Raw genomic sequence first — 26,145 nt, 5'->3', positions numbered from 1 at the left:
TAAGTGATTAGAGTTATGTGCTTACTCATTGACTAAAATCGATTATATAGATGTGTATTATTCGGAACATGCACTCAAGGTGGAATAGAATTATTCAATAAAAGGAAATGTGATCTCAGCTTGAGATTGCATATGCATCATCAGATATGATCAAAAAATAATTGTTATTTTAAATTATCAGGTTGGAAAATATGGCTTGATGAACGGTTGTAACTTTAATTTACCGAGGGAATTTTATAACAATGGAGTTTCCAAAATTTAACACCGAAATTTTATTCTTCTTCAAAACGCTGATGGAAACCGGCTCGCTGACTAAGACATCGGAAAAATTAGGTATCAGCCAAGCCTCTGCAAGTCGGCAATTAGCTCATTTGAGAAAGTTATTCAAAGATGACTTATTTATCCGTATGCATTATGGTATGAAACCAACAGAACGAGCTAACTCATTGTTTCCACAAGTAGTTTTAAGGCTTTTCGATCTTGATCAGTTGCTCAAACCAGCCCAATTTGATCCTAAGCGCCTAAGTGGTTTGGTGCGTATTGGTGCCGTAGATAACGGTATATTCGTTATCTTATCCAAAGTGATTAACGATGTTGTTAAAATATCCCCTCATTTATGTATTGAAATCACGCTTATTACTGAAACGCTATTTACCCAAATAGAAAATGGTATTTTAGATATGGCGATTTATTCGGATTCATTGTTACCTGCTGATTTTCATCAAGCTGATTTATTCGAAGAATCGTTTAGCTTTGTGGTACATAAAAGTCACCCTCTGGCTTATTACGCTAAAGTTGGCCGTATCCCATCCGCACAAGAAATAGGAAAGTACCGACGTGTTGTCGTCAGTGTGAAAGGCGGGAGGACAGGGCACGTCGTAACAGCAACACCCTTTGATGACGCGCGCCAAACAGATGTTATTTGCGTTCCTTACTTTTCTAGCATCCCTTTTCTGTTGAAAGGCAGTGAACTAACATCAGTACTTCCAACACGTTTAGCACGGCATTTTGTTAAGTCTGCCGCCTTGGTTATCATCCCTTCACCCAGCCCGCCCAAAAAGTATAATGTTCGCTTAATTTGGCACCATAGAGTTCATAATAACGAGACCAACCGCTGGATTAGACAACTGATTTTAAGCGCAGCTAAAGCGATGGATGATTCAAGAATCCGTGAAGAAGAAAGCCTATGTTGAGCAATGACGTTATAGAGGTGAATGAAAGAAGCGATTACTGATCACACTTTTCATTTTTATATTTTTGAATAAAGCAATTTCACTTTTTGCATAATGCAATATAGGGTGGTTTTTAGTTTTAAAATAAAAACCACCTGGGGGGAAATTATTCTGTGATGCCTTTTTTTTGCTGTTGAATATCTTGTTCTATTCCATCGCGCACATCTTGCGGGATCTTAAGTGCATCGCCCAGTGCGGAAAGATAGCTGCGTTCCATAAAATGGTCTATATCAATCACAGCGCAACTGAGGAAGTAGAGTTCCAGCGCCTCTTCTTCATTTTTGATATCACGAGCCAGTAATTGTGGGTCCAGAGGTTGCTCAATAGCTTGCTGCACGAGCTGCGCCCCCTGCTCATCGATACCGGCTTCTCGCATATTCTGCTCAATAACAGCACGCTCTTTCGCATCAATATGACCATCGCTTTTTGCCGCAAAGACTAATGCCATCACCAATCGTTGCACACGCTGGTCTACCGGTGCAGTCTGTTGGCCATATTGTGGTTCATCTTGATGATTCTGGCGGATCTTATCTTTATATTTATTCCATAACACAGTACCTAACACTGCGCCGCCACCCGCCAGTAATGCACTGCTACCATATTTACTCAGCAACTTACGGGATGATTTACTGCCAACCAGTAAACCCGCCAGTCCCCCTAGGGCACCGGGTACTAACATATTGCTCAGACTGGAATTACCTTCACCGTTCTTTTTGGTTCCCTGCCCAAGCATTGATTGTAATTGTTGCATTAAGTTATTCATAAGCTTCGCCCAGTGAGTGGAGTAAACTTCCTGAGAATAGAGTAAAAAATGTCAAGATGTGTATAAGCGAAGTAAATAATAGAGTGGCTGAATGACCCGACGTAAAGAATCAATTTAGGATGTCTGTGTAATAATGCTTTCCGTTGCGTTACTTTTAGTGCATGTCATCCCATAAGGAATGTTAATAATGAAATCAGGATTGAAGCGTACCCTCTTCATGTCTGTCGCTGCGTTGCCACTTTGTCTCTCCACATCAATAGCCCAAGCGAACACCCCAGTTGAACATGCAAAAATTCAGCAAAAGCTGATGGCACTCGAAAAAGAATCAGGTGGGCGTTTAGGTGTCACACTGATAAATACGGCAGATAACTCACAAATCCACTATCGTGCAGATGAGCGTTTTCCAATGTGTAGCACCAGTAAAGTTATGGCCGCTGCCGCGTTGCTCAAAAAAAGTGAAACGCAACAAGCGCTAATGGACGAGCGGATTCACTTCAAAAAATCTGATCTGGTGACTTGGAGCCCGATTACAGAGAAAAAATTGCAGGAAGGCATGACGTGGGCAGAGTTAAGTGCCGCAACTTTGCAATACAGTGATAATACAGCAATGAATCTGATTTTAACCCAGCTCGGTGGTCCGGCTAAATTAACCGAGTTTGCTCGTTCAATTGGGGACAAATCTTTTCGTCTAGACCGTCCAGAACCTGAATTGAATACAGCAATTCCTGGGGACGAACGTGACACCTCGACACCACAAGCAATGGCAGAAAGCCTGCAAAATCTGACGCTAGGTGATGCTTTGGCTAAATCTCAGCGGGCGCAGTTGGTCGGATGGCTAAAAGGCAATACGACCGGTGCGGCTAGCATCAGAGCTGGTTTGCCCGCAACTTGGCAGGTTGGCGACAAAACAGGCGCTGGGGAATATGGCACAACCAATGATATCGCAGTGATCTGGCCTGATAATCATGCGCCATTAATTCTGGTGACCTACTTTACTCAGCCGGTAAAAGATGCTCAAAGCAGAAGAGAAATATTAGCTGAAGCCGCAAAAATAGCGGTATCTCCTTTCGCTGACGGTATTCAATAAGCGTTATTTAAAACCCAATAAAGCCACAAGGGCATGGATTCGATATTGATACTCTGCCCTTCTCCTAAACTTCATCCTTGTGCGATAAGCATTAGGATGAAGTTTAGCTTATCTCGATCAATTAATTTTCGTAGGCGAGCGTATTCACTTCGTGTTTCTTTTTACTTAACGTGCAATACCCGAAGAGAATCGTCAGCACGACGACGCCGGCCATAATAAAGAAAGTATTGTTATACCCTACTCTGTCGAACAGACGGCCAATCGGGAACGACAACACGATAATCCCAATCGAACTGGCAATATTGAAACCGATTAAGTACATCGTTGATGACAGCCGCTTATCAAAGTTTGCGACACTAAATTTAAATACCGAAATAACGAACAACGGGACTTCCAGTGCATGCAGCATCTTGATGACGGAAATAATATAAATATCGTTGAACACCGCAGAACCTAGGATCCGACAAGTCATAATCAAGCCACCAAGCAATAACGCTGACTTCGGCCCGATACGATTAATCAGGAAAGGAATGACTGCCATTCCGACTGCTTCGAGAAAGACCTGTGCTGAGTTCAAATAACCGTATACGCGCGGCGCTATTTCAGGGTTTTCAAATAGTCCGGTATAAAACACCGGGAACATTTGCTGATCATAAATACTGTAAAATGACCATGTCCCCACCACAAACACCACAAAGAACCAGAACTGACTATCTTTAAAAATGGTGAGAAAATCCTGTCGAGTCAGTGTTATTTCGTGGTTTTTCTCAATCACTTGTTCGCTGCCAGATTCCGTATCGAAAAATAGATTAACGATCAAGAATAGGATGCCCATAACAGACACACACCAGAAATTAATATGGGGGTTAATACTAAAGAAAATACCGCCGACAAAGGTTCCCGCAGCATAACCCAAGCAGCCCCAGAAACGCGCCACACCAAATTCAAAATTGAAACGACGGCTGATCTTTTCAACAAAGCTATCAACGAGTCCACAGCCAGCAAGATAACCAAGACCAAAAAATATCGCGCCGAATATCATCCCCTGCGTAAAGTTTGATACCAGCAGCGGTTCATAAACATAGATTAAAAATGGCCCACTCAGCGTTATCACAATACCCACCAGCCATATTAACGGCTTACGTGTGCCAAGTTTGTCTTGTAAGAAACCATAGATAATCATAAATAACATGCTGAATATCTGGTTAACTGAATAGAGCATGCCGAGTTCAGCCCCAGACAGACCTAATTTATTTTTTAACCACATGGCATAAAATGACCACCATAGCGACCAAGCAGCAAAGAAAAAGAGCAAATAGCCAGAGGAATAGCGGTACTTATCGTTACTGAACGGCATATTAATTTTCATTTATATTTCCCAATCCAGACATTCTGAAAATTACAGTTTTATTTCCAAGCTCAAAGGCTTTTGATTGGCGATAAATGCTATCAAGCGATCTTTCTCTGGCAGCGCCTTGAGTGCGCCTTTTTGCGTAGTGGCCAATGCACCACAGCCACTTGCTTGTTCCACCAACGCAGTGAGTGCCGATAAGACGCGGGGCCAGCCATGCTCAGTAAGGCCTGCGAGTAACCCAGCCATAAACGCATCGCCAGCGCCAGTGGTATCAAGGCTGTTGACGGGGTAACCACCGAAGCAAAATATCTGGTTTTGCCAGAAAACCATGGCACCGTGCTCTGCACGGGTGATCACTTTTAATCTTGCTGGATAGGCTTCAAGCCGTTGTCTGGCGAGGTTAAAATCAGTCGTTTCCGTCAGCCAGTACCACTCATCATCAGACATTTTCAGGATGTCGGCTTTCCACGCCGCCCGCTCTATTTCTGATCGCATTTCATCGCGATTGCTCCACATCTGCTCACGCACGTTGAGGTCAAAACTCACCAAACCACCGGCGGTATGGATCCGTTCCAAGGCGCAATTGAGCGTTTCGCGGCAAGTGGGGGAGACTAAGGCTAAAGAGCAAAAATGAAGAATATCCGCCTGAAAATCAGCCAGTGCCGCGAGACTTAAATACTGATCTGCCGAGGGGTTAACCAGAAAATCAAACTGACGCTCTCCGTGCTGGTCCAGTGATACCAGCACCGTGCTGGTATGATGAATCTCATCGAATTCCACATGCTGTGTATTGACCCCGGCAAGGGTCATGGTTTGGTGTAAAAAATGGCCGAAGGGATCATTTCCCACTCTGCCAATAAATCCACTTTGCTGGCCAAGCATGGCAGCACCCACCGCGACATTGACAGGCGCACCACCCGCACAGGCCTCGAATTGCATATTTTCTAGCGGCAATAAATCCACCACCGCATCACCAAGTGTCCAGATAGTCATTTTCTTTTTCTCATTATTAAGCGTTGAGATACCAGGCGTGGGCTTCATACACAACAGCCCGACCGTTATGACTAAATAACGACAGATCACGATTGTCTTTTTCTGGATATATCCGGCTACTGAGGGTGTATTCCCCGTGATTGACGAACACTTCGACGGAGGAACTATCGATGTAAATACGCAGAGTCAGTCGCTCTTCATCAGGAAGCGATACGCTGCGATAGCCACTCAATTCATATTGAGGATAATGACGCTCTACGACTAAACGCCGCGACTGGCTATCCACATAGATTCGGGCACCCTGACCAATATTGAGGCCAAACTGCTCAGCCGTGCTGAGGGGAATATTCAGATCCAACTGAATTTCAATCGGCTGCCCACCTTGCTCAACCACAATGGTCTGATGGCTTAATTCACTCACCTGCCACCGTCGGCAATCACCGCGCAATAATTCCAGTTCCTTTACCGGATTCATGCGCAACTGGCCGTTTTTATCCAGCGTAAGTTCTCGTGGTAAAGAGAGCATGCCAGCCCAACCGTCCGCTTTTTCCGGCATCGGAGATTCCCACATGGCCAGCCAACCCATCACTATTCGACGGCCGTCAGGCGCAACAAAAGATTGAGGGGCGTAAAAATCGTGGCCATGATCCATTTCACGGAACCTTTGCTCAATCTGGTAAGAATCATCCTCTTGCCATTTACCGACCAAATACCCGCTCTGGAACAGATTTCTGTAGTCATATCCCTCAGCGTCAATTCCCTGAGGTGAGAACATCAAAATGTGCTTATCAGCAAGCGGGAAAAAATCCGGACATTCCCACATGTACCCCATCTTTTCATCGGACTGGCCCAGCGTGTTGACGTAGTGCCAGTGGTGAAGATCGTCAGACTGATAGAGCTGTACTTCGCCGATATCGGCGACACGTGCGCCGACGACCATGTACCAACCCTCTTTTTCTCGCCAAACTTTCGGATCGCGGAAATGGTGCACGCCTTTAGGTGTATCGATAACAATTCCCTTGCGTTCGAAATTAACCCCATCATGGCTGGTTGCCAGACATTGCACCTGATAGAGATTTTCATCACAGGGCGTGCCATGGAATTTATGCCCGGTATAGATAAGTGCTAACTTGTCGCCATCGGATACCGCCGAACCTGAAAAACACCCGTCCTTATCTTCTGGGCCTTCTGGGGCGAGAGCGATAGGGAGATGTTCCCAGTGCACCATGTCGCGGCTACGCGCATGTCCCCAATGCATTGGCCCCCAGACTGGGGTATAGGGATGATGTTGGTAAAAAACGTGATAATACCCATCAAACCAAATTAAGCCGTTGGGGTCATTCATCCAGCCGGCCTGCGGGGCGAGGTGAAAACGGGGATACCAGCGTGGGTTTATCGATTCTTTCAATGTTTTAACGGCATTATTTGCCTGAAGTAGTAACGTCATCATCGTCTTCCTAATTCGGTCGTTAGCGTCCTAATTCGCAAAAGATAACGTTAACATTTGTCGTTAGCCTCAAAAAAAGCGATATCTTTCGATGTTAATCACAAAAGTTAACGTTAACATTGAGAGAATGTTAAGAAGCTCTCATTTTCATTGATATGTTTTGATAAACGGTAATTGAGTGACGGCGATGGAGTGACTTTACTGGTATCTTCGTGGCAGCAAGTTGCCCGAAATAACGAGAGGAAGGATAGATGGCGTCGCTAAAAGATGTCGCAAAACTGGCAAATGTCTCCTTGATGACGGTATCAAGGGCGCTGAATTACCCTCAGCAGCTTAAGCCAGAAACATACGCAACCGTGATGTCTGCCGTGGAAAAACTGGGATATGTCTCGGATATGTCGGCGAAAAAAATCAGAGGCGCGAAATCAACAATCAGCACCATTGGCGTACTGGCGTTAGATACGATGACCACGCCTTTTTCGGTTGATATTACCCTCTCGATTGAAGAAACCGCGCGAGCGCACGGCTGGAACAGCTTTGTCGTCAATATGTTTACTAACGACGAGCCGGATAAAATGGTCGACCTGCTGTTGGCCCATCGCCCAGATGGCATCATCTATACAACAATGGGGCTACGACAGGTTCCAGTCCCGAAGAAGCTACTCAGCGTACCTTGCGTACTCGCGAACTGTGAAAGTCTGTCTGATGCTCTCCCCTCCTATATCCCCGATGATGAGGAAGGGCAATATCAGGGCGTCAAAGCCTTGCTGCTGGCCGGTTATAGAAAACTGCTGTGCATTCATCTGCCTGAAGGTATTGTCGCGACCGCACGTCGTCGGACTGGCCTCGAACGTGCCTGTCGAGAAATGGGGATCGATCCAGACAGGTTGCTACACCATTATCTGCCCACTGGCGAAAGTCATCATATCGATGCGGCAGAAATCGTTTTGCACCATTTCAACGGGGCGCAACCGCAATTTGACGCCGTCGTCTGCGGCAATGATCGCGTCGCCTTTGTCGTTTATCAGGTTTTATTGTCTCGTGGACTGCATATCCCCGATGATGTTGGTGTGTTGGGTTACGATAATATGGTCGGTACAGGGGAATTGTTTCTGCCACCACTTTCGACAGTGCAGTTGCCGCACTATGAAATAGGGCGTCTAAGTGCGCTGCATATTATTCATGGTGATAGCCATCATGACACTATTCGCGTCACCAGCCCCTATTTGCCTCGGCAATCACTCTAGGTGCGCCCTTCCCCAAGAACCGCACCTAATATGTACAGCGCCGGTACAAAAAACCTTTCACCCACCGCTATCCTTAACGACATTTTTCTCCTATACCCTGTGAATGCTATTTCTCATTAAGCGTCACTGACAGCATTGTCAGGAAACCGTCAGGCTGGTGACATGCCACTATCGTTAGAATCATGACGATGCAATATCTCTGCGTCACTCAGCTCAGAGATAGCATTTCACGCCATCAGGAAAATAAATACTCTCATGGCGCAACACCGCGTCATGCCAGAACAGATTTGGTCGTGACGGGGTCTGCGGATAGTTAGAACGTTGATAGTTAGAACGTTGATAGCTAGAACGTTGAATGGACGGAGAAAATGACAAATGAATAATGCTAAACGGATTAAATCACTGACGGCAGCGGTTTTGCTGATTTTAAGTTGCAACCTGACGTCAAATGCCGCACCTACGAAACAAGGAGCCTCAGAAATGAACCATCAACAAGTGTTATCCGAGACGTTATCTGCACGTCAGCAAGCCATCCCATTGATCTCATCGTTTATGGCAAGCAGTAATATGGAAAAACTTAATGCGGCGCTAAATCAAGGGCTGGATGCTGGTTTGACCGTAAATGAAATCAAAGAAGTGCTTGTTCAGCTTTATGCCTATACCGGTTTTCCCCGCAGTCTTAATGCATTAAATGAATTTATGAAAGTTGTTGAAGCACGTAAACAACGTGGTATCAATGACCCCATAGGCAAAGAGCCCGTTAGCCCTATTCCCGTCGGAGAAGAGCTCCGTCACGTAGGAACGGCCAACCAGACCAAAATATCGGGCGCTCCAGTACAAGGCCCAGTTTTCGAATTTGCGCCAGTCATTAACCAGTTTCTACAAACACATCTGTTCGGCGATATCTTTGCCCGTGACAATTTGGACTGGCAAAGCCGCGAGTTGGCGACAGTGGGCGCGTTAGCAGCGACGCCTGGTGTAGAAGCACAATTATTGTCACATATGCGAGCTAGCCTGCGCGTTGGGCTAACAGCGGGACAATTGCATCAGCTTGTACAATTATTACGTGAGCACGGAGAGAATGAGGCTGCGATACGGGCCGAAAACGCCTTGAAACAGGCATTGACTAAATGAACAATGGCCAGATTGCTATCCTAATCAGCAATATTATGAGAGGCCTTCACATCCAGATAAACGTTAGGTTGGTAATAAATCCAGAACATCTATAATTCAATTAATTGAATTAATATATACATTGACGGGAACGTTCCCTTCAGTAAAATAGGCCTATTATGATTTCCCTGGTGTTGGCCAAACTGGCATCCCTTACCAACATTGACAGTGGTAAGGGCTTTTTTTTAGGAAGTGTCATATTAAACTGGGATTGAATTAACCGACCTAGACTGCTTTATGAATTTCGCATTAGTATTAAATCACGCTGCATCCTATCTATACTTCCAAAAAACCACGTCGCATTTCCTTAAATCATTGATTAATTATTTAAGTTATATGTGATAGCTAATAGCATAAATTATTGAGCCCAAGCTCGTCAGTATATGAACTCCATTCAGCGCCCAAGATAAATTCATTATAAGTACAATAAAAATAATATTAAACGCAAGGAATGGCTGACTACCATTGGATTGTTCCAGTGCAAACACACGGATCGGAATGACCTACTCATCCCACCGTGGCTGATTTATGGATAAAAATCGACTAGACCAAACGCGAGGCAGATCGCGTTACAACAGGTAAGGTACAAGCGGATGAATCACTCAAAATCGATAATTATTAGTTGAACAAACAAAAGTTAGATTATTTCTACAATTAGTCTATCCATATGTTTTTAAAGCGATATTTAAAGGATAAAATTCTGTATCATTTTTAATGATTTGTTTTGCTGGGATTAAGGGATAAATAGCCAAATTCATCTCTTGATGTGGCTCACATAAAAACCAATGAAAACACATTCACACTAAATACGATCACCTTCCCAATTCCTTCTTAAAAGTCTAAATCTCGCTTTACTGTTTTTCAGTAGCGGCTTAAAACAAACGTATGTTTAAAAACAAACAAGTGTCCAATATGACTAATCGAGAAAAGCAAATATTGCAGCTTCTGAGACGTGATCCTTTGATCCCCCAGCAGGATATTGCCGATATTTTGGGTATTAGCCGCTCTGGTGTAGCAGGACATATTATGAATTTAATGAAGAAGGGATTTATAAAGGGAAAAGGATATATCTTATCTGAGCACAGCTATGTTGTTATCGTCGGTTCAACTAATATGGATGTTTGTGGATACTCTGCCTCTAAATTAGTTTATGAAGATTCCAACCCAGGTAAAATAAAGTGCACTCCCGGCGGCGTCGGCCGAAATATAGCGCAGAACATTGCCTTATTAGGGCGTGAGTGCCATTTAATTTCTGTCGTAGGCGATGACTTTTACGGTGATACCTTATTAGAACAGGCAAAATTAGCCGGTGTTCATATTGATAATTTCCATAAACTGCATGGCGAAAGCACATCAACTTATGTCTCTTTATTAGATCATAATGGCGAAATGCTGGTGGCGATTAATGACATGCGAATATTAGAAAAACTGACACCGGCATTATTAGCAACATCAAAAGATCTCATTCACCATGCAGGCGTATTAGTCGTTGACTGCAATCTTACGGATGATGCGCTGGCATGGCTATTTAGCCACGCAGGCAGCATTCCAATTTTTGTTGATACGGTATCGGCCTTTAAAGCACCCAAAATCCGCAATTGGCTTTCACATATTCACACGCTAAAACCGAATCGCCTAGAGGCGGAAACCCTCAGTGGAATGACGATTAATAGCCCGCAAGATGCGCCTAGAGTCGCTCAATGGTTCCATGAACAAGGTGTACAGCGAATTGCACTGAGTATGGGATCAGTCGGTGTTTATTACAGTGAAATTGATGGGCAAAACGGTTGGTCCAGCCCTCTACCGGTCAATGTCGTGAATGTCACTGGCGCTGGCGACGCCATGATGGCAGGACTTGCCAGCTGTTGGCTGGAAGATATGACACTTGCCGATAGCATTCGTTTTGCGCAGGGATGCTCTGCATTAACCCTTTCTTCCGAATTCACTAATAACCCTAATCTGTCGAATGGCAGTGTTCAAAAACTGTTGGAATTACAATCATGAAAAATAACGTTATGACCAATGAATTTCTGGATATCTCACCGGAAGTGGCCGAAGCATTAGCCAATAATCGTCCTGTTGTGGCTTTAGAATCGACCATTATCTCTCATGGCATGCCTTATCCACAAAACGCAGAAACAGCGTTGGCCGTTGAACAGCAAATTCGTGAAAACGGCGCGGTACCCGCCACGATTGCAATTATTAACGGTCGAATGAAAGCAGGCTTATCTCGTGAGGAGATTGAATTGCTCGGCAAGGAGGGTCACAAGGTAGCGAAAGTGAGCCGCCGCGATCTGCCCTTTATCGTCGCGGCTGGGAAAAACGGCGCGACGACCGTCGCATCAACGATGATTATCGCCGAAATGGCGGGTATTCATGTTTTTGCCACTGGTGGTATTGGTGGCGTTCACCGTGGTGCAGAACTGACGTTTGATATTTCAGCCGATCTGCAAGAGTTGGCGAAAACCAACGTGGCGGTGGTTTGCGCGGGCGCCAAATCGATTCTGGATTTAGGATTAACCACAGAATATCTTGAAACGCACGGTGTACCCTTGATTGGTTATCAGACTCAGGTATTACCCGCCTTTTTCTGCCGGACAAGCCCGTTCTCCGTCAGCATCCAACTCGATGAGCCAGAGCAAATTGCCAAGGCGATGGCGACCAAGTGGCAGTCAGGTTTGGCGGGTGGCATGGTGATTGCCAACCCGATCCCTGAGCAGTTCGCGATGCCTGAAGCCAAAATCAATGCCGCCATTGAGCAGGCAGTGCAAGAATCGATAGAGCAAGGCGTCCATGGTAAAGATAGCACGCCGTTCCTGCTGGCGAGAGTGGCAGAGCTGACCGGTGGCGATAGCCTGCACTCAAACATTCAATTGGTATTCAATAATGCAAAACTGGCGGCTCAAATTGCATGTTGTTATCAAGAGGCTGCAGCCTAAAAACAGCGTTATTCCTTAAGTTTTATCCTGATATTAAACATTAAATGATAGCGACTACCTGAAAGGTGGACGGGCATCTGTATGCTCTCATCGCCTTTCAGGTATGGACGTATTTATTGAAGGAATAGATTTATGGACTTATTACGCAGCTTACTCGGTATTGGTATCCTTCTTTTAATTGCCTTTATATTTTCTAATAACCGAAAAAAAATCAGTATAAGAACAGTGGGCACGGCGCTGCTTTTACAGATTATTTTAGGTGCCATCATGCTGTATGTCCCTGCGGGCAAATGGCTGATTAATTCTATTGCCGGTGGCGTTAACAAAGTTATCTCGTACAGCGATGCGGGCAGCTCATTTATTTTTGGTGGCTTGGTTGGCCCCAAAATGGATCTGTTATTTGACGGCGCTGGATTTGTTTTTGCCTTTCACGTATTACCCGCGATTATTTTTATTACCTCGCTGATATCCATTCTTTATTACATCGGTGTCATGGGCTGGCTCATTGATATTCTCGGTTATGTCTTCCAAAAAATGATGCGCGTGAGCAAAGTGGAAGCTTTTGCCGCAGTCACCACGATATTTCTCGGACAAAATGAGCTTCCAGCCGTACTCAAACCCTTTATTAATAAAATGAATCAGAATGAGCTGTTTACGGTCATTTGCAGCGGAATGGCATCAATCGCGGGTTCAATGCTGGTTGGCTATGCGGGTTTAGGCGTTCCCATTGAATACTTACTGGCCGCATCATTGATGGCTATCCCCGGCGGGATATTATTTGCACGTATGCTAAGCCCCGCCACGGAAGAGTCTCAGGTTGAGTTTAGCCAAATGTCATTTAGCGATAAACGTCCAGCTAGCATCATTGAAGCCGCGGCCAGCGGTGCAATGTTGGGGCTTAAAATTGCCGTGGGCGTAGCAACGGTGGTCATGGCGTTTGTTGCCTTAATCGCGTTGATCAATGGCATCATTGGTGGCCTCAGCGGATTGTTTGGTTGGCCAAACGTCAGCCTTGAAAGTTTACTGGGTTATATTTTCTCACCGTTGGCATACATCATGGGCGTTAGCTGGGATAACTCCGCACTGGCCGGTGGATTGATTGGACAAAAACTCGCGATCAACGAGTTTGTGGCTTATGTGAATTTCTCACCTTATCTCAAGGATGCTGCGGGTGCCTTGGATCCAAAAACAATCGCCGTAATCTCTTTTGCGCTCTGTGGCTTTGCCAACTTTGGCTCAATCGCAGTCGTAGTGGGTGCCTTTAGCGCCGTAGCACCAGAGCGCGCATCGGATATTGCACGTTTAGGATTGCGCGCTTTGCTTGCCGCGACGCTCTCCAATCTGATGAGTGCAACGATTGCCGGTCTGTTCATTGGACTGGGGGCACTGGCGATAGTGTCATGACGAAAGTGAACGTCGGTTGCTGATTTGCCTTGCACTCAGCACCGGCGTTTTATCTGGTGTTTGGATAGGGTTAGCCGAACAGTTATCGAAAATACCTGGGCTTTTGGGTGGTCAAATGCTGTACTCCGCGTCTAAAAATTTGCTCAGAAACAATGCAGTTCGAGGCTGTTTAGGACGCTGGAATATTTCTTCCGGTGAAGCGAATTCAACTATCTTCCCACCATCAATGAACATCACTCGATCGGCCACCTCCTGAGCAAAACGCAGTTCGTGAGTCACAATCACCGTCGTTATGGTCTCTTGCGCGATAGCACGGATAACCTTTAGCACCTCATGGACCAATTCAGGGTCCAATGCAGAAGTCGGTTCGTCCATCAACACCACTTTAGGCTGCATGGCGAGAGTACGAGCGATAGCCACACGTTGCTGCTGCCCCCCAGATAATTGGGCTGGATAGCTCTGCGCTTTCTGTGCCATGCCAACTTTGGTGAGAAAATGCATCCCCTCTTCCCGAGCTTGGGCACGCGATTTACGACGCACAGTGATCAAGCCCTGAGTCACATTTTCCAGTGCGGTGAGATGCGGGAACAAGTTAAATGACTGGAACACCATGCCAGTATGTTGCCGTAATTCATGAATGGCGTTTTTGTTGAGTGCTGTCGCTTGGACCTGCTGCTGGTCGATGCGAATAGCCCCAGCCGTTGGTTTTTCAAGAAGATTCAGGCAGCGAATCAGCGTCGACTTTCCTGAGCCGGAGGGTCCGATAATGGCAACCGTTTCTGATTGCTGAATGTGGAAATCAATCCCTTTCAAGACATGATTTCCCGCGTAATATTTTTCAAGCCCGCTTACTTCAATCATATTTGGCTCCTTTAGCGGTATGCTTTCTTGATCGGCGCTCCAATAGATTCAATATCAATTCGCAGATTAGGCAGATTGCCCAGTAAATCAGCGCTGCGACCACATAAACCTCGAAAAACTGGGATGTTCGGCCGGCAATAATCTTTGCTTCTCCCATGATTTCAGGTACTGCGGCGATAAATGCCAGAGAAGTATCCTTGAGCAACATAATGAATTGGTTACCAATATTAGGCAGTGCCACCGTCAACGCCTGCGGCAATACAATTTTGCTCAGGGCTTGCGGGGTATTCATACCAATAGAATAGGCTGCCTCGAACTGCCCCGGTGCCACAGACAGAATCGCCGAACGTATGGTTTCGGAAAGGTAAGCCCCGACATTGAGAGAAAAGGCAACGTAAACAAAATAAATGGCAGGAATCTGACCGATATTAGTTTGTATCGCCAGCACACGCAGCAGCACTGGGATACCGTAATAAGCGAGGAAAATCTGAACCACCAGTGGAGTGCCACGCATAAAAGAAACGTACAGGATAACCAGTTGTGTAAATCCGGCAACTCGGTAGATACGCAGCAACGCCACTGCTAGCCCGATGAAAGCACCGAAGATAAAGGCAACCAGCGTAATCGACAGAGTAACAGGAATGCCTTTCGCAATGGCGGGGATCGAATCGATCATATACTGAACATCAAATAGCTGAACCATCACATCATTTTTCCATTTTAATTCGGACGTCCCACGGATAAAACACTCAGGCCGGTGTACCTGACGAAAGTATCAGGCACAGGCCCTATCCAGCGATGGCTCAAAACCAAATCGGGAGTGCTATTGGGTATAATCGACGCCAAAACGTTCGACAGAAAGACGTGATAGAGTGCCATCTTCGTGCAGTGAGCGCAGAGCGGCATCAATCCTCTGTTTCAGTGCCAACCCTGCGGGATCTTTCTTCGACACAAAGAATGTCGGCTCAGCAGCCAGACGTTCACCCACTACGCTGATGTTCAAGCCCTGCTTGGCTGCCTTGCTTTGTGCCATGATGGGATCATTGACGGTCGCGTCGATGCGTCCGGTGGCGATATCTTGCAGGATGGTTGAAATATCCTGTTCGTAGTAAACGATATCTAGGATATTGTCATGCTGCTTGTTCCAATCTTCCACTAGGCGGGTAAATGAGTCGCCCACCGTCAGCCCAACTCTCTTGCCTTTCAAGTCCTGCAACGAATGAATATCGTTGCGACCGGCCTTCACGATAATCTGTGAGACGCAGGTAAAATAACGTTGATCCGTCAACGCATAACGCTTCACCCGATCTGGGTTAGAGGTGAGTTGTTGGGCCAAAACCTGAAAACGATCAGCGTCCAACCCTGGAAACAGCGTATCCCACGGTGATGCGATAAACTCGAACTGTAGGCTGGGGTCACGCTTGGCAACTTCACGCAAGACATCGAGATCGTACCCTGCCAGTTGCCCTTTCTCATCCTGATAACTGAAGGGCTCATAGGTTCCCATGGTGCCGACTTTGATGACTTCTGCTAACGCACTACCACTGAGCAGCGACGTGACCAACAGCGCAGTAAGAAATAGCGGCTTTATTATTATGTTTTTCATCATAATCCTTTATCTGGTGAGAAGACCGGCATCTAAAACAAACTGGCTGCCAGTAATGAAACGAGCTTTATCGCTCGCGAGGAACAGAACAGAATCGGCGACATCTTCCGGCTCAATCCAGGGGACAGGTAAAAGATTACCTGCTGAGCGTTCGGCAATCTCTCGTGGGGTCGCGCCTTCCATCGCCGCCAATCCATCGTTCATGGCAGTATTGACGCCGGTAGGATGAATGCTAATCGCTCGAACGTTATAAGGAGCCAGTTCGATAGCCTGAGACTTGGTCAAGCCAATAAGGGCAAACTTGGAGGCTGCATAATGCGACAGCCGGTTCATACCCCGCAGGCCACCAATGGATGAATTAGTGATGATGACGCCACTTTTCTGACGAATAAAATGGGGGATCACGTATTTCGATACCAGCCAGGCACCTTTCAAGTTGATATCCAACATGGTGTCCCAAGCCTCTTCCGTCAGCTCATGGGATAACCCATAAGCGCAGATGCCCGCATTATTAAATAGGATATCAATGGTGCCAAAACGGGCCACCCCTTGCTCTACAGCAGAACTCACTTCCTGAGCATGACGAACGTCTCCGGTAAAAGTGAGTATCTGGCCCCCGGCTTGCTCAACTTCTTGCTTTAATTGCGCAAGATCGTCAACGGAAGCCTGATTATATTCTGGGTAGGATATTTTTTTGCCAAGATCGAAGGCAATAATGTTTGCACCTTCTCTAGCGAAAGCAATTGCCACTGCTTTTCCTTGCCCTTTTGCTGCCCCAGTAATAAATACTGTTTTATTGGCAAACTGTGCGGCCATAGTCATTAATCTCCAACTAAATAATAATATTATTTTTAATTTTCAGGGTGGATATGTCGCGTTAGACTTCCTTGGTGTACTCAAACAAATATTCATCTAAAGGAACTTTTAATACTGTATTAATTAAATTAGTTGCTATCATTAACCCAGCAAAAGCGGTCAGCAGGACAATGCCAGGCTCATCGAATTGCCGTTGTAATGCATGAAAGATAGCATCATCAATATTCTGGGGATGACGCACAATTTCCCGACCATAGTCGATGAGTAATTGCTCTTTATCGTCAAAAGCAAAGTCATCAAAGGAAATGTTTCTATCCTTAAGAATTTTAACGAAAAACGTACTGCATATTAGGCAGTCATTTTGTGTAGAAATGGCGTATGCGTAGAAGAGTGCAGCGCGCTCACCAACTAATACTTTTAATTCCTCAAATAGAGGATACCAAGACATTAAAGCATCAAAAGCACTTGGGGAATATAGTAAGGTCCGTTTCATGTTAGTTATCCGACCATGTTTTTCAACCTGATCCTGATAACGCAATTGGGCCTCAACGGGAAGATGTTCAAATTCTGGAATTGAAATAATACTCAAATTACCTCCTTGTCCGCATAAATAAAAGCATCCTGCGAATCGTTCGTTTTCAGTTTAATTGACACCTTTTTTATACGCCTAATAAGTGACATTTTACAAATGACATAAATTTCTAATATTATCTAATCTATGTATAAGCTTATGAGGTGTTAATTTGCTTTGTACTCAATATTTTTCCGGTGTTTGGGCTGGACTAGCCAAACAGTGAGTGCTCATAAACTGAATGGGCTTCTTAGGTTGCACAATCTAGGGAAGTAAGTGACAAGCGGACGTTATACCTAAACCTGATTTATTCAGTGAAACCTAAAGCCAACTATCATTGTCAGAAGATCTCAATTACTATTCTGAAAGAACTGGTCGCTTATTCGGAAAATAAAGAAATGTCCGACTCGCTGGCCGTGATATGTAATTATCAGCAAATAATATGGCGTGTAAGCCATAGACAATACCCCTCTGAAAGGAAATCAGTATGGATCTGTCGTCGCATAATAATTGCGTCATGCCATCGGAGGCAGCGGAAAGCCTATGTCGTTCCCTCCCCGTGCTACTCAATTCCCCATCCACGGAAAGCAGCCGGTTAACACCCACGGCTTACCTGAAAATCCTCTACTATTGCGGTGTCCGACCCGATTTATCAGGGTGGCGCAGATTTCTGACTCTGTTTTTGACTTCATTGGGATTTTTAGCACTCGTCGCGGGAATGGTGTTTTTCATTGCGTGGAACTGGGCAGCCATGCCAAAAATGGCGAAGTTCGGTCTGGTTGAATTGCTGATTATCGCTTTAACCGTGGTGGTCTGGTGGCGCTGGTATGACACTGTCTCCCAATCAGCACTACTGGCATTAGGGTTGAGTTTTGGTGGGTTATTTGCGCTTTACGGCCAGATATATCAAACCGGTGCCGATAGCTGGGAGCTTTTCCGCGCATGGACGTTAGTACTTCTGCCTCTGGCGATCATTGGTCGTCGCAATGGTTTATGGTTCTGTACGTGGGTCATTGCCAATCTAGCGTTCCAGCTTTATTACGCCAGTCGCATTCCCTTCTTTTTGGATAATTTCTCGTCGGGATCTTTCTATTGGCTTAGTGATATCACGCTCTATCTTTATTTTGCAGTACAGGCATGTTGCCTGATTTTCCGCGAAGCACTGGCTGAGTATGCCCAGAAGCGTGACCCTCAGAGTTGGCTAGTTAGTCGTTGGTTACCCCGCCTCATGGCCGCGTATTTGTTAGTAACGATCACACCAGCCGCGGCGGCGTCTTTCTTTGCTTGGGGCGGATTTTATGCGGGGAAAATTGCGCTCATTTTCTGGGGGATAACACTTCTCGCCGGATATGGTTATTACCGCTATCGCCGCCCAGATTTATGCATGCTGACGTTGGGTGTCATAAGCGCCATGTTCGTGGGAAGTGCCTTCATCATACGGATCTTTGACCATTCATGGGATGTTGACACCTTGTTTTTGACGGGGTGCGTGATCGCGTTATGGCTGACGGGCGGCGGGGCTATGTTGCTGCATTGGCGGCGGCAGTTATATCAGCGGCACACTAAGGATGTTGCACCAGATGCAATGGCTGCGCTGTTACAAGAACTTCGTCAACAACAATTATTGAATGATGAACAAGTGACTGAAATCACTCAGATAGATCACTCTATCCATTTGCCTTGGTACCTACGGGCAGTACTGGCATTGGGCGGCTGGGTGGCTGCCTTTATCATCCTCATGTTATTGGTTTTACTTCTATATATCATGGGGTTGCTAGATTCTCTGTCGGGTGTCACGCTGTTGGTTCCTTCGCTTATCATTGCGGCACTGGCCGCCAGATTGCTGCGGGCACGGGGGGTTGGTAAGCAACACATTGGCTTGGCGTGGGCGATTGCTGCCACCTGTGGTTTGTGTTTTAGCGTTTATCTGCTGACTAACCCTGACTGGGACAGCAATATCTTTATTGATTCGCTGTGGTGCTTGCCAGTGTTGGCAGTGATGGCGATAGTGATGCCGAGCCGGCCTTATCGTTTTATGGCAGTCACTGCTTTCGTGTTCATTCTGGTGCTGTCCTCGGGCTATCTTATTAGTGCTCATTTCACATCATCGATTACGACGATTGCCATACCGCTGCTGGTCGCAGTTATTCTGGCAAGTTGGATCGGGGTGATTACCCAGCAGGATGCACCGCACAATGCGATTCGACGTGAACTGATAGCCAGTCTGAGGCATGGGATCCCGGCGGGTTTGGCACTGTTATGCCTCGCCAGCATTCATTCCAATAGCTTTGATGAACTGTTTTGGAATTTCTCGGCAACCGCTTACCTCCCACTAATGTTGGGGCGTGGCATCGCCGCCGGTCTGCTACTGTGCGCGGCAGTGCAGGCTTTTGCCTTCCGAACGCCTAATACGGTGGTTTATCTTCCTGCCGCATTACTTTGTGGTGCCATTGCTTTATTCGCGCCGGGTATCGGCTTTGGCTTGATATTACTGCTGGCAGCACGGTATCAGGGCAGCAAAGAAGAGTTAGTCATTTCTGCAGTCTTTTTAATGCTGTACCTGATCTACTGGTATTACTTCCTGAGTATCACGCTCTTACACAAATCGCTGTTACTGGTCGTGACTGGAGTGGTTCTTTTGGGACTCGCGCTGGCGGCGAAAAAGTTACTCCCCGCGAATTCTGGAGCCCATTATGCAAACTAAGCCTATTCTGAAATGGTTAGCTGTTGGTGTGGTGGTATTGGCACTCATCGTGACCAATGCTTCTATTTACATGAAAGAGCAGCTATTAAAGCACGGCGCGATAGTGATCCTAGAACTGGCTCCGGTAGACCCACGATCCCTGATGCAAGGGGATTATATGGTGCTAAATTATGCGCTGACTCAACCATTACAACAGACAATGTATCAGCAGCGCGAGGCTTGCCTTGAGGATACAAATGCCTGCATACAGCCTAGCGGAAGATTGGTCTTGAATTTAGATGAGCAACGGCATGTGACGAATGCAGTATTTGATCAAGGGCAACCTCTTCAGGCGCAGGAAATAGTGATGAAGTATCATCTTTCATCCGGTTCATTAAATATTGGTACGCCGAGCTATTTCTTTCAGGAAGGGAATGCCGAACGTTTCGCTAGTGCGCGTTACGGTGAGTTTCGCGTCGATAATGACGGCACTGCGCTACTGACTTATCTGCTAGATGAAAATGGAAAACGTATTCTTCCCTGATCATTAGCGACATAAGAAAGAATATCTTACCAAAGGAAGATTGGGTGACGAGTTTCAGGCTTAGTATTTCATTAGGCCTGTGACTCATCAGCCTCTCCTTGGTATATCCCCAGTGTTTGTATTGCACAATATTCGATCTACGACGCTTAAAAGAAACTAACATTAGAAACAGAGTGAAAAATTCCGTTTATAGGTAGATAAGTTCGAAGAGACGTGATAATTAAAGCCGCTATGGCGTCCAAGAGCCTAATGATTTAGTCAATTTTAGGCCCTATATATGCTTGCTATACGTCAGGGTGGTTCATGCAATGGTGCAATGGCATCATTTCGTTTATGAGACAGCCCGTTATTAACGTCACTCAAGGAGGAGTTATGAAAGAGTATGTCATTCCCACAATTTTAGTCGCGGTAAGCATAATGAGCCTTTCTTTTGTCGCAACATACCTCTTCGAACTGCTAGGTCATGGGGTTATAAACATCGGTGGACTTTGTGTTGATGGAATTCATATTTACCCAGACTACTAGACTAAAGCTATCTCACCAACTAAGACTCGCGGTCTGCAATCGTTGGTTTCACACCCGAGTTGTACCTACAGATATTGTGATTGATGGATTAATAGCGCATGGCAAACATTATTAACGCCTACAGAACTCGAAAGAGTATTTTCTGGGGAAAAAACAGATGACTTGGTTGGTTAATATAGGGCTGATGATTGGTTTCAGGTTGAATGCTAAAACCCGCACTCAGCGGGTCTAATTTGCATCTGCTACCTTATTTCGGCTTCTTGTAGTTTATGGTGACTTCCATGCCACGGGTTGGCTTATTAGGCTCATACTTCCATTTATAGATAGAGTCTAAGGCTGATTTCTCAAAGAGATTCTTAGGTTCGGCCTCAACAACCTTTGCGTTCTCAACCTTTCCGGCAGCGTTAATATCATAAGTAATCTTCACATACCCTTCTTTATCGTGCGCCCAGGCACGAGAAGGATATATTTCAATATTTCGCTCAATTAACTGCGGCACATCATTACTTGAAATTGAATCATTCGCATTAGCTGTGACCTGATAAAGAGATGAAAAGCACAACACCAGAAGTCCAATCTTCATTTTATTTTTCATAATTATATCGCTCATTCTTTCTGAATAATTAACGATAACAATATTGACAATAAGGTTATAATTGTTTGTACAGATCAATAACGCGATATTGATCGTTTAAAACGATCAACTTTCAAAATAAACATCATCAGTGCACGGATGCGTCCGAAAGCAAAACCCATGTAGGGCTTTGCTTGTGTCGGTACTATTATTTACTCTTCAAGATACCTACTACTCATCTCATCTAATGCGCAGGAAAGCATCTTAACCTCCCTGCATTGCCTGTCTTTCCCAGCACTTTTATTGAATGGCGACCTGCAAAATTGACGCATTTTCCCAGCCCAGTAAGCTTTAACTATTGATGATTCCACTAGTTTTATACATGCAGTATGCTCTTTCACCGAATAGCTGCGAATACACGCTGCTTCTGATACTAGAGCTATCGCTGGCACTGGTATATTTTCATTTGTCGAAGAAGAAACAGAAAACGCCGGACTTGATATAAGTAGGATGCTTAGAAATAATTTCATGTTGATACCTTGTTTCAAGAATGTGAAATACAAGGCTAGCTCCTCCTTAGCCAAACTAATCTCAAGAATATTCAATGCAAATATAACAATGTAAATAAAGTGCCAGGAATCTACTGAAAGCAAAATCATCAAGAGCACCAATAAGATGCTCTTTGTGATAATTACGCCGTGGTAGTGATATTACTCGTTCCGGTTTTAGCGCCATCATTCGTGGTGAATGTGATTGTCGCCGTGCCGACTGCAACGCGTGTGACCAAACCAATTGAGCTAACCGTTGCCTTGGTTGCGTCAGAGGTTGTCCATACGCCAGTTTTATCGGTAGCGCCCGCAGGTAGAACATTCGGTGTTAATTGAACAGTCGACCCCATAGCCCCGGCTGGCGTCGCTCTCAACGACACCGCTTGTCGATTATTACGCAGCCAGATTGCGCTGCTAGATACCAAAGGCAAAATTCATCGTCAAAGAGCCATCAATTTTAGTATCTTCAGTGATAGTGCCTTTCATATCAGTTACACCAGCCAATACCGGTTGGACCTCAAAATCAGCACTAAATACTTTACCTGCCGTTTGGGTGTTTGCAGCAGATGCCCAGCCTGTAACAGAACCAGACCAAAGATTTGCTGAGGTGGCAACAGAAGCAAAAGCATTGGTACTCGTGTAGTACAGATTGGATGGCTGATTATCAACCTTGGCATTCGACAGCACCACCCAGTAGAATCCAATTTTTCCGTTGCCGTTGATAGAACCCAGACCAAATCTTGCCTTAGTTTCAGTCGAACTCGCTGTAGCTGCCCGATTATCAACAGGGGTTACGTTCAGGTAAGTCGGGGCATCACAGATTATTGTCCAACTTTTACTCATTTTAGGTAATTCAGTCGTTGTTGTGCCTGATTTAATCTGAGTTGAACTTATATTACCAAAATTATAAATACCGCTGTCTGGTGCATTAATATTACATGTCGGAACACCTATTTTCCCTTTAACTTTTAATTCAGCTGTTGGGGGTGCTGCGTGCGCAGCCGTTGCGCATAAAATCAGAAAGGCCAACACAGTCAATTGCTTTTTCATTTTATATTCCAAACGAGTTTCAATCACTTACATTAAGTAATTGTAGATTTTTATGGTAAAACACAAAAAAATGACCAAGGTCAATGTTTTTTATTTTACTTTCATAATTCATTGTCGTTCTTTGGGGAATTATTGACCATCGGATCAGGGGTTGACTTGCGTAGGAATTTTCTCAACTCAGTTCAAAGGATGCTTTTTACCTCAAGACAAAAAAGCCCACCAAAGCGAGCCTGAACACGTACGTTAACGATTTCATGTGGTTAACTATCATTTGAAGCCGGTTATGGTTCCGGCATCAACACCTACCAATGCGTTGACCGCATATCGTCAAGCAACGAGCCTGACTTGTTTATCCATTTCGAGCTTTACTTTAGCGCCATCAGATAGCCGTCAATAACCCCCTCTGCGTTCTGTAGCTTTTTGCCAATATGCCCATCTGAGCAGTGATGCTCTTTGGATAACTGCATGAAGGTTTTCCCAAATACGTAATCATCAAACAACAAGTTATGGACCACTGGGTGTTTACTATTTAATCCAGCCATAACACCTGAAATAATTAACCCGTCCTCATCACAGCATTGAGATCGGCTCCTTACTTTTGATGGGATTAGACCTGAAAATTCTACGGCGATGGGAATCTTGTATTAAAGAGATCGGGCATTGAAAACTTCCGCTTTCATGACCTACGGCACACATGGGCTAGCTGGTTAGTTCAGGCAGGTGTTCCGCTGACAGTTTTACAAGAAATGGGGGGTTGGGAATCTATTGAAATGGTTCAGAGATATGCACATCTCGCACCACGTCATTTAAGCGCTCACGCCAAGCAAATTGATAGTATTTTTGATGGGCATGTCCCAAATTCGTCCCACGCAGACAATTTGGAATTGCTTAAAGTTGTGTAAGTCGTTGATTCTTAATGGTACGCCCTACAGGGCTCGAACCTGTGACCTACGGCTTAGAAGAACGTCGTAGTATATATAACTCATTGTAAATACTGGCCTAATCTGCATTCACAAGCGTCATCATGGCTAACAGTGACATACCAGTGACACTTCTTCGGCACTATAGATGCGTCACTAATATGTCACCCCACCTCAATGGGCATCCCTGCCCACCCATCACTCCGGCGCTGTCGGCCACTCAATATCCGGCGCAAGTGAAACATCGACGTTTTTCACCTTCACTCGATATTGCTTCCACGCTTTCAAGTCAGAACGCAATTTTACCGGAACATCTTCTTCGCTATCCTCCAGTCCCTCAATCTCATCTGTAATAGCACCGATCATGTCCGATGCATGAGACATAAGGGAGTCTTTTTCAACGTTGGCGGCAGCAATAAGTGATTCTTTTAAAATCTCTATATCTTCAGGTGACGGGCCGCTTGTCTCCACCCACGTTCCGCCTGTCCATTCACCCGTTTCTGGGTTGCGCGACCCATTTTGATATTGAGCTTTATAGTAACCATCCCCAGCAAGATCGATTGTCCAATTAGATGGCAACTCACCTTCAATATGGTCGCAGATATAGAACCCATCCGCCGTGATTTCATTAACTTTTTGCATTCATTTATCCTACTGAATTGTGAAACTGGACATAATAGTTACGCCATATGTGGCCGCTGTTTGCGTTATAGTTACTTGCCCATTTGGCTGAATATTCACTCTCGCGGGCAACGGTGCCGAAGATGAGGCCGCAAAAGAAAGTAAAGATGTAGCAAATGCAGGCCTATAACCATCAGGTAGGGTAAATAATACTGTGCCGTCAGTAGCTGTCCCGGGAACAAGATTAAGGTGAATGAAAACTATACCCAGAACTTTGCGATATACAGCCCTCCCTCCAGAAGCGGCAGACCATCCATTTTGCAAGGTCGCATTAATCCACGCGGTGTTTGCAACCTGGCTTGCCCCGAATGCATCAGCAACTATTCCAAGAGCTGATTGAGCACTGCTGAGAGTGTTAGACCCAGTCCCCCCGCCAGCAATTGGTACCGGATTGGCCGAGGTCAGTTCTTCCCTTACAGTAAATACCCTAGATCCTTTTGCCCCTACAGACAGGATTTTATAAACCCTGAAGTTAGTAGCCAGCGTCGTGTCGGGAACTAATGTGAATCCGATGCGAGTTGAATTACTGGATATATAATCGATGGTTATACTGACCCCAGTTCCCGCATTATAGCTGACACCAGCCGGAGTGTTGGTCCAGACGTTATTAGAGCTAATATAGTTAGCGCCTGTCATAAAGTCCTGTTGCTGCCAATCCAGAGCGGTTAAACCGACCAGCGTTGGCAATCCAACTCCAATGTTAGACAATTGCTGCTGACTAACTTTACCATTTATATCTTGCGACATTTGAGTCAATGAAGGAATAACCACAGTGGAACCATCAGGGGCAATAATTGTTACATTTCCTGAACTTGTTGTGATACTTTGCCAATCTTTAAACAACTGTTGATAAAATCCTAATTGAGCTGATGACTCACGCGCTAATGCAGAGTATGAATTAGAAACAGTGGTATGAATTGCATAATTTGAATTAGTCAAAGAATCAACAATATTTCCATTAATTCTAATTTTCGTATCACTGTCTACAGCCAATATTTCGTAAACCAATGTGTTTCCATCTGTTCTTGTGACATACAATGCCTGTCCAATCGCAACACCCATAACATTGTTAGCCCATTGAGTTCCGGAGCCAGTAATGACATTCTGACCGGATGGAGCTGTAATGG

General features: G+C 45.2%; 24 protein-coding genes and 2 pseudogenes. 10 read left to right on the top strand and 16 right to left on the bottom strand.

Annotated elements, in window-relative coordinates; genetic code table 11:
- Positions 1 to 242: 242 nt before the first annotated feature.
- The gene (locus BN68_RS00485) at positions 243 to 1,193 is read left to right on the top strand and encodes a LysR family transcriptional regulator (RefSeq protein WP_019209194.1); all 951 of its coding nucleotides are present in this window, start codon (positions 243 to 245) and stop codon (positions 1,191 to 1,193) included.
- Positions 1,194 to 1,338: 145 nt separating this feature from the next.
- On the opposite strand, the gene BN68_RS00480 is transcribed toward BN68_RS00485, so the two are convergent.
- The gene (locus BN68_RS00480) at positions 1,339 to 1,995 is read right to left on the bottom strand and encodes a tellurite resistance TerB family protein (RefSeq protein WP_019209193.1); all 657 of its coding nucleotides are present in this window, start codon (positions 1,993 to 1,995) and stop codon (positions 1,339 to 1,341) included.
- A 187-nt stretch (positions 1,996 to 2,182) separates the two neighbouring features.
- On the opposite strand from BN68_RS00480, the gene bla reads away from it, so the two are divergent.
- Complete coding sequence (gene bla, locus BN68_RS00475; RefSeq protein ID WP_019209192.1) at positions 2,183 to 3,082, top strand: class A beta-lactamase; 900 nt, start codon at positions 2,183 to 2,185, stop codon at positions 3,080 to 3,082.
- A 121-nt stretch (positions 3,083 to 3,203) separates the two neighbouring features.
- Here the strand turns inward: bla and BN68_RS00470 are convergent, their stop codons facing one another.
- Genes BN68_RS00470 through BN68_RS00460 form a run of 3 tightly spaced genes read right to left on the bottom strand, consistent with a single transcriptional unit; the run spans position 3,204 to position 6,879 of the window.
- Positions 3,204 to 4,451 carry an oligosaccharide MFS transporter gene (locus BN68_RS00470; RefSeq protein ID WP_019209191.1) on the bottom strand — a complete coding sequence of 416 codons (1,248 nt, stop codon included), beginning with the start codon at positions 4,449 to 4,451 and terminating at the stop codon, positions 3,204 to 3,206.
- 30 nt (positions 4,452 to 4,481) lie between these two features.
- Entirely contained in the window at positions 4,482 to 5,429 is a 948-nt protein-coding gene (locus BN68_RS00465; protein WP_019209190.1) for an aminoimidazole riboside kinase, read from the bottom strand.
- Between the two features lie 16 nt (positions 5,430 to 5,445).
- Positions 5,446 to 6,879: a glycoside hydrolase family 32 protein gene (locus BN68_RS00460; protein WP_042806348.1), complete on the bottom strand. Its 1,434-nt coding sequence runs from the start codon at positions 6,877 to 6,879 to the stop codon at positions 5,446 to 5,448.
- A 248-nt stretch (positions 6,880 to 7,127) separates the two neighbouring features.
- On the opposite strand from BN68_RS00460, the gene BN68_RS00455 reads away from it, so the two are divergent.
- The 5 genes from BN68_RS00455 to BN68_RS00435 all read left to right on the top strand — a co-directional run bounded on the left by BN68_RS00455 (position 7,128) and on the right by BN68_RS00435 (position 13,639).
- Positions 7,128 to 8,123, top strand: a complete 996-nt coding sequence (locus tag BN68_RS00455; RefSeq protein WP_019209188.1) for a LacI family DNA-binding transcriptional regulator — start codon at positions 7,128 to 7,130, stop codon at positions 8,121 to 8,123.
- A gap of 375 nt (positions 8,124 to 8,498) precedes the next feature.
- Positions 8,499 to 9,257 carry a carboxymuconolactone decarboxylase family protein gene (locus BN68_RS00450; RefSeq protein WP_019209187.1) on the top strand — a complete coding sequence of 253 codons (759 nt, stop codon included), beginning with the start codon at positions 8,499 to 8,501 and terminating at the stop codon, positions 9,255 to 9,257.
- A gap of 951 nt (positions 9,258 to 10,208) precedes the next feature.
- A complete protein-coding gene (locus BN68_RS00445) occupies positions 10,209 to 11,300 on the top strand; it encodes a PfkB family carbohydrate kinase (RefSeq protein ID WP_196796383.1) in 1,092 nt (363 codons plus the stop codon).
- On the top strand, positions 11,297 to 12,235 hold the full coding sequence (locus BN68_RS00440) for a pseudouridine-5'-phosphate glycosidase (RefSeq protein ID WP_019209184.1): 939 nt from the start codon (positions 11,297 to 11,299) through the stop codon (positions 12,233 to 12,235). The genes BN68_RS00445 and BN68_RS00440 overlap by 4 nt, the downstream gene beginning before the upstream one ends.
- 132 nt (positions 12,236 to 12,367) lie before the next feature.
- Positions 12,368 to 13,639 (top strand): NupC/NupG family nucleoside CNT transporter, encoded by a 1,272-nt coding sequence (locus BN68_RS00435; RefSeq protein WP_019209183.1) that lies wholly within the window; start codon positions 12,368 to 12,370, stop codon positions 13,637 to 13,639.
- Between the two features lie 111 nt (positions 13,640 to 13,750).
- Here the strand turns inward: BN68_RS00435 and BN68_RS00430 are convergent, their stop codons facing one another.
- From BN68_RS00430 to BN68_RS00410, 5 genes are all read right to left on the bottom strand, one after another.
- Positions 13,751 to 14,500, bottom strand: a complete 750-nt coding sequence (locus tag BN68_RS00430) for an amino acid ABC transporter ATP-binding protein (protein WP_019209182.1) — start codon at positions 14,498 to 14,500, stop codon at positions 13,751 to 13,753.
- Entirely contained in the window at positions 14,493 to 15,203 is a 711-nt protein-coding gene (locus BN68_RS00425) for an amino acid ABC transporter permease (protein ID WP_019209181.1), read from the bottom strand. The genes BN68_RS00430 and BN68_RS00425 overlap by 8 nt, the downstream gene beginning before the upstream one ends.
- A 120-nt stretch (positions 15,204 to 15,323) precedes the next feature.
- On the bottom strand, positions 15,324 to 16,106 hold the full coding sequence (locus BN68_RS00420) for a transporter substrate-binding domain-containing protein (protein WP_019209180.1): 783 nt from the start codon (positions 16,104 to 16,106) through the stop codon (positions 15,324 to 15,326).
- A 9-nt stretch (positions 16,107 to 16,115) separates the two neighbouring features.
- Complete coding sequence (locus BN68_RS00415; RefSeq protein WP_019209179.1) at positions 16,116 to 16,922, bottom strand: mycofactocin-coupled SDR family oxidoreductase; 807 nt, start codon at positions 16,920 to 16,922, stop codon at positions 16,116 to 16,118.
- A 61-nt stretch (positions 16,923 to 16,983) separates the two neighbouring features.
- A complete protein-coding gene (locus tag BN68_RS00410; protein WP_019209178.1) occupies positions 16,984 to 17,511 on the bottom strand; it encodes a carboxymuconolactone decarboxylase family protein in 528 nt (175 codons plus the stop codon).
- A 469-nt stretch (positions 17,512 to 17,980) separates the two neighbouring features.
- On the opposite strand from BN68_RS00410, the gene BN68_RS00405 reads away from it, so the two are divergent.
- Positions 17,981 to 20,197, top strand: coding sequence for a DUF4401 domain-containing protein (locus BN68_RS00405; RefSeq protein ID WP_019209177.1), 2,217 nt, complete (start codon positions 17,981 to 17,983; stop codon positions 20,195 to 20,197).
- Entirely contained in the window at positions 20,187 to 20,720 is a 534-nt protein-coding gene (locus tag BN68_RS00400) for a GDYXXLXY domain-containing protein (RefSeq protein ID WP_019209176.1), read from the top strand. The genes BN68_RS00405 and BN68_RS00400 overlap by 11 nt, the downstream gene beginning before the upstream one ends.
- Before the next feature lie 772 nt (positions 20,721 to 21,492).
- Here BN68_RS00400 and BN68_RS00395 read toward each other — a convergent pair.
- From BN68_RS00395 to BN68_RS00375, 5 genes and pseudogenes are all read right to left on the bottom strand, one after another.
- Positions 21,493 to 21,840, bottom strand: a complete 348-nt coding sequence (locus BN68_RS00395) for a TonB family protein (protein WP_042806347.1) — start codon at positions 21,838 to 21,840, stop codon at positions 21,493 to 21,495.
- 191 nt (positions 21,841 to 22,031) lie between these two features.
- A complete protein-coding gene (locus tag BN68_RS00390; RefSeq protein ID WP_019209173.1) occupies positions 22,032 to 22,478 on the bottom strand; it encodes a hypothetical protein in 447 nt (148 codons plus the stop codon).
- A 32-nt stretch (positions 22,479 to 22,510) separates the two neighbouring features.
- Positions 22,511 to 22,717 carry an Ig-like domain-containing protein gene (locus tag BN68_RS00385; protein ID WP_042806450.1) on the bottom strand — a complete coding sequence of 69 codons (207 nt, stop codon included), beginning with the start codon at positions 22,715 to 22,717 and terminating at the stop codon, positions 22,511 to 22,513.
- A 64-nt stretch (positions 22,718 to 22,781) separates the two neighbouring features.
- Positions 22,782 to 23,417, bottom strand: a complete 636-nt coding sequence (locus BN68_RS00380) for a DUF1120 domain-containing protein (protein WP_019209171.1) — start codon at positions 23,415 to 23,417, stop codon at positions 22,782 to 22,784.
- 327 nt (positions 23,418 to 23,744) lie between these two features.
- A pseudogene (locus BN68_RS00375) lies at positions 23,745 to 24,061 on the bottom strand (antiterminator Q family protein); the annotation flags it as partial.
- Between BN68_RS00375 and BN68_RS23070 the strand changes: the two are divergent.
- A pseudogene (locus BN68_RS23070) lies at positions 24,062 to 24,319 on the top strand (tyrosine-type recombinase/integrase); the annotation flags it as partial.
- Positions 24,320 to 24,535: 216 nt separating this feature from the next.
- On the opposite strand, the gene BN68_RS00370 reads toward BN68_RS23070, so the two are convergent.
- Positions 24,536 to 24,979, bottom strand: a complete 444-nt coding sequence (locus tag BN68_RS00370) for a tail fiber assembly protein (RefSeq protein ID WP_019209169.1) — start codon at positions 24,977 to 24,979, stop codon at positions 24,536 to 24,538.
- A 9-nt stretch (positions 24,980 to 24,988) separates the two neighbouring features.
- On the bottom strand, positions 24,989 to 26,145 hold a 1,157-nt coding region (locus tag BN68_RS24085; protein WP_196796381.1), incomplete at its 5' end, for a hypothetical protein.

The sequence above is a fragment of the Yersinia massiliensis CCUG 53443 genome, from assembly GCF_000312485.1.
In the GTDB taxonomy this organism is placed as follows: Bacteria; Pseudomonadota; Gammaproteobacteria; order Enterobacterales; family Enterobacteriaceae; genus Yersinia; species Yersinia massiliensis.
Note: the sequence above shows the minus strand (reverse complement) of the source record. Positions and strands in the feature narration are given on the sequence as shown.

Excerpts from the sequence above, each read along its gene's own strand:
- BN68_RS00440 (WP_019209184.1), top strand. The coding sequence starts at position 11,297 with ATGAAAAATAACGTTATGACCAATGAATTTCTGGATATCTCACCGGAA.
- BN68_RS00385 (WP_042806450.1), bottom strand. The coding sequence starts at position 22,717 with ATGGGGTCGACTGTTCAATTAACACCGAATGTTCTACCTGCGGGCGCT.
- BN68_RS00455 (WP_019209188.1), top strand. The coding sequence starts at position 7,128 with ATGGCGTCGCTAAAAGATGTCGCAAAACTGGCAAATGTCTCCTTGATG.
- BN68_RS00485 (WP_019209194.1), top strand. The coding sequence starts at position 243 with ATGGAGTTTCCAAAATTTAACACCGAAATTTTATTCTTCTTCAAAACG.
- BN68_RS00400 (WP_019209176.1), top strand. The coding sequence starts at position 20,187 with ATGCAAACTAAGCCTATTCTGAAATGGTTAGCTGTTGGTGTGGTGGTA.
- BN68_RS00380 (WP_019209171.1), bottom strand. The coding sequence starts at position 23,417 with ATGAAAAAGCAATTGACTGTGTTGGCCTTTCTGATTTTATGCGCAACG.
- BN68_RS00405 (WP_019209177.1), top strand. The coding sequence starts at position 17,981 with ATGGATCTGTCGTCGCATAATAATTGCGTCATGCCATCGGAGGCAGCG.
- BN68_RS00420 (WP_019209180.1), bottom strand. The coding sequence starts at position 16,106 with ATGAAAAACATAATAATAAAGCCGCTATTTCTTACTGCGCTGTTGGTC.
- BN68_RS00430 (WP_019209182.1), bottom strand. The coding sequence starts at position 14,500 with ATGATTGAAGTAAGCGGGCTTGAAAAATATTACGCGGGAAATCATGTC.
- BN68_RS00460 (WP_042806348.1), bottom strand. The coding sequence starts at position 6,879 with ATGATGACGTTACTACTTCAGGCAAATAATGCCGTTAAAACATTGAAA.
- BN68_RS00370 (WP_019209169.1), bottom strand. The coding sequence starts at position 24,979 with ATGCAAAAAGTTAATGAAATCACGGCGGATGGGTTCTATATCTGCGAC.
- BN68_RS00415 (WP_019209179.1), bottom strand. The coding sequence starts at position 16,922 with ATGGCCGCACAGTTTGCCAATAAAACAGTATTTATTACTGGGGCAGCA.
- BN68_RS00445 (WP_196796383.1), top strand. The coding sequence starts at position 10,209 with ATGACTAATCGAGAAAAGCAAATATTGCAGCTTCTGAGACGTGATCCT.
- BN68_RS00390 (WP_019209173.1), bottom strand. The coding sequence starts at position 22,478 with ATGATTTTGCTTTCAGTAGATTCCTGGCACTTTATTTACATTGTTATA.
- BN68_RS00395 (WP_042806347.1), bottom strand. The coding sequence starts at position 21,840 with ATGAAAAATAAAATGAAGATTGGACTTCTGGTGTTGTGCTTTTCATCT.
- BN68_RS00425 (WP_019209181.1), bottom strand. The coding sequence starts at position 15,203 with ATGGTTCAGCTATTTGATGTTCAGTATATGATCGATTCGATCCCCGCC.
- BN68_RS00450 (WP_019209187.1), top strand. The coding sequence starts at position 8,499 with ATGAATAATGCTAAACGGATTAAATCACTGACGGCAGCGGTTTTGCTG.
- bla (WP_019209192.1), top strand. The coding sequence starts at position 2,183 with ATGAAATCAGGATTGAAGCGTACCCTCTTCATGTCTGTCGCTGCGTTG.
- BN68_RS00480 (WP_019209193.1), bottom strand. The coding sequence starts at position 1,995 with ATGAATAACTTAATGCAACAATTACAATCAATGCTTGGGCAGGGAACC.
- BN68_RS00435 (WP_019209183.1), top strand. The coding sequence starts at position 12,368 with ATGGACTTATTACGCAGCTTACTCGGTATTGGTATCCTTCTTTTAATT.
- BN68_RS00465 (WP_019209190.1), bottom strand. The coding sequence starts at position 5,429 with ATGACTATCTGGACACTTGGTGATGCGGTGGTGGATTTATTGCCGCTA.
- BN68_RS00470 (WP_019209191.1), bottom strand. The coding sequence starts at position 4,451 with ATGAAAATTAATATGCCGTTCAGTAACGATAAGTACCGCTATTCCTCT.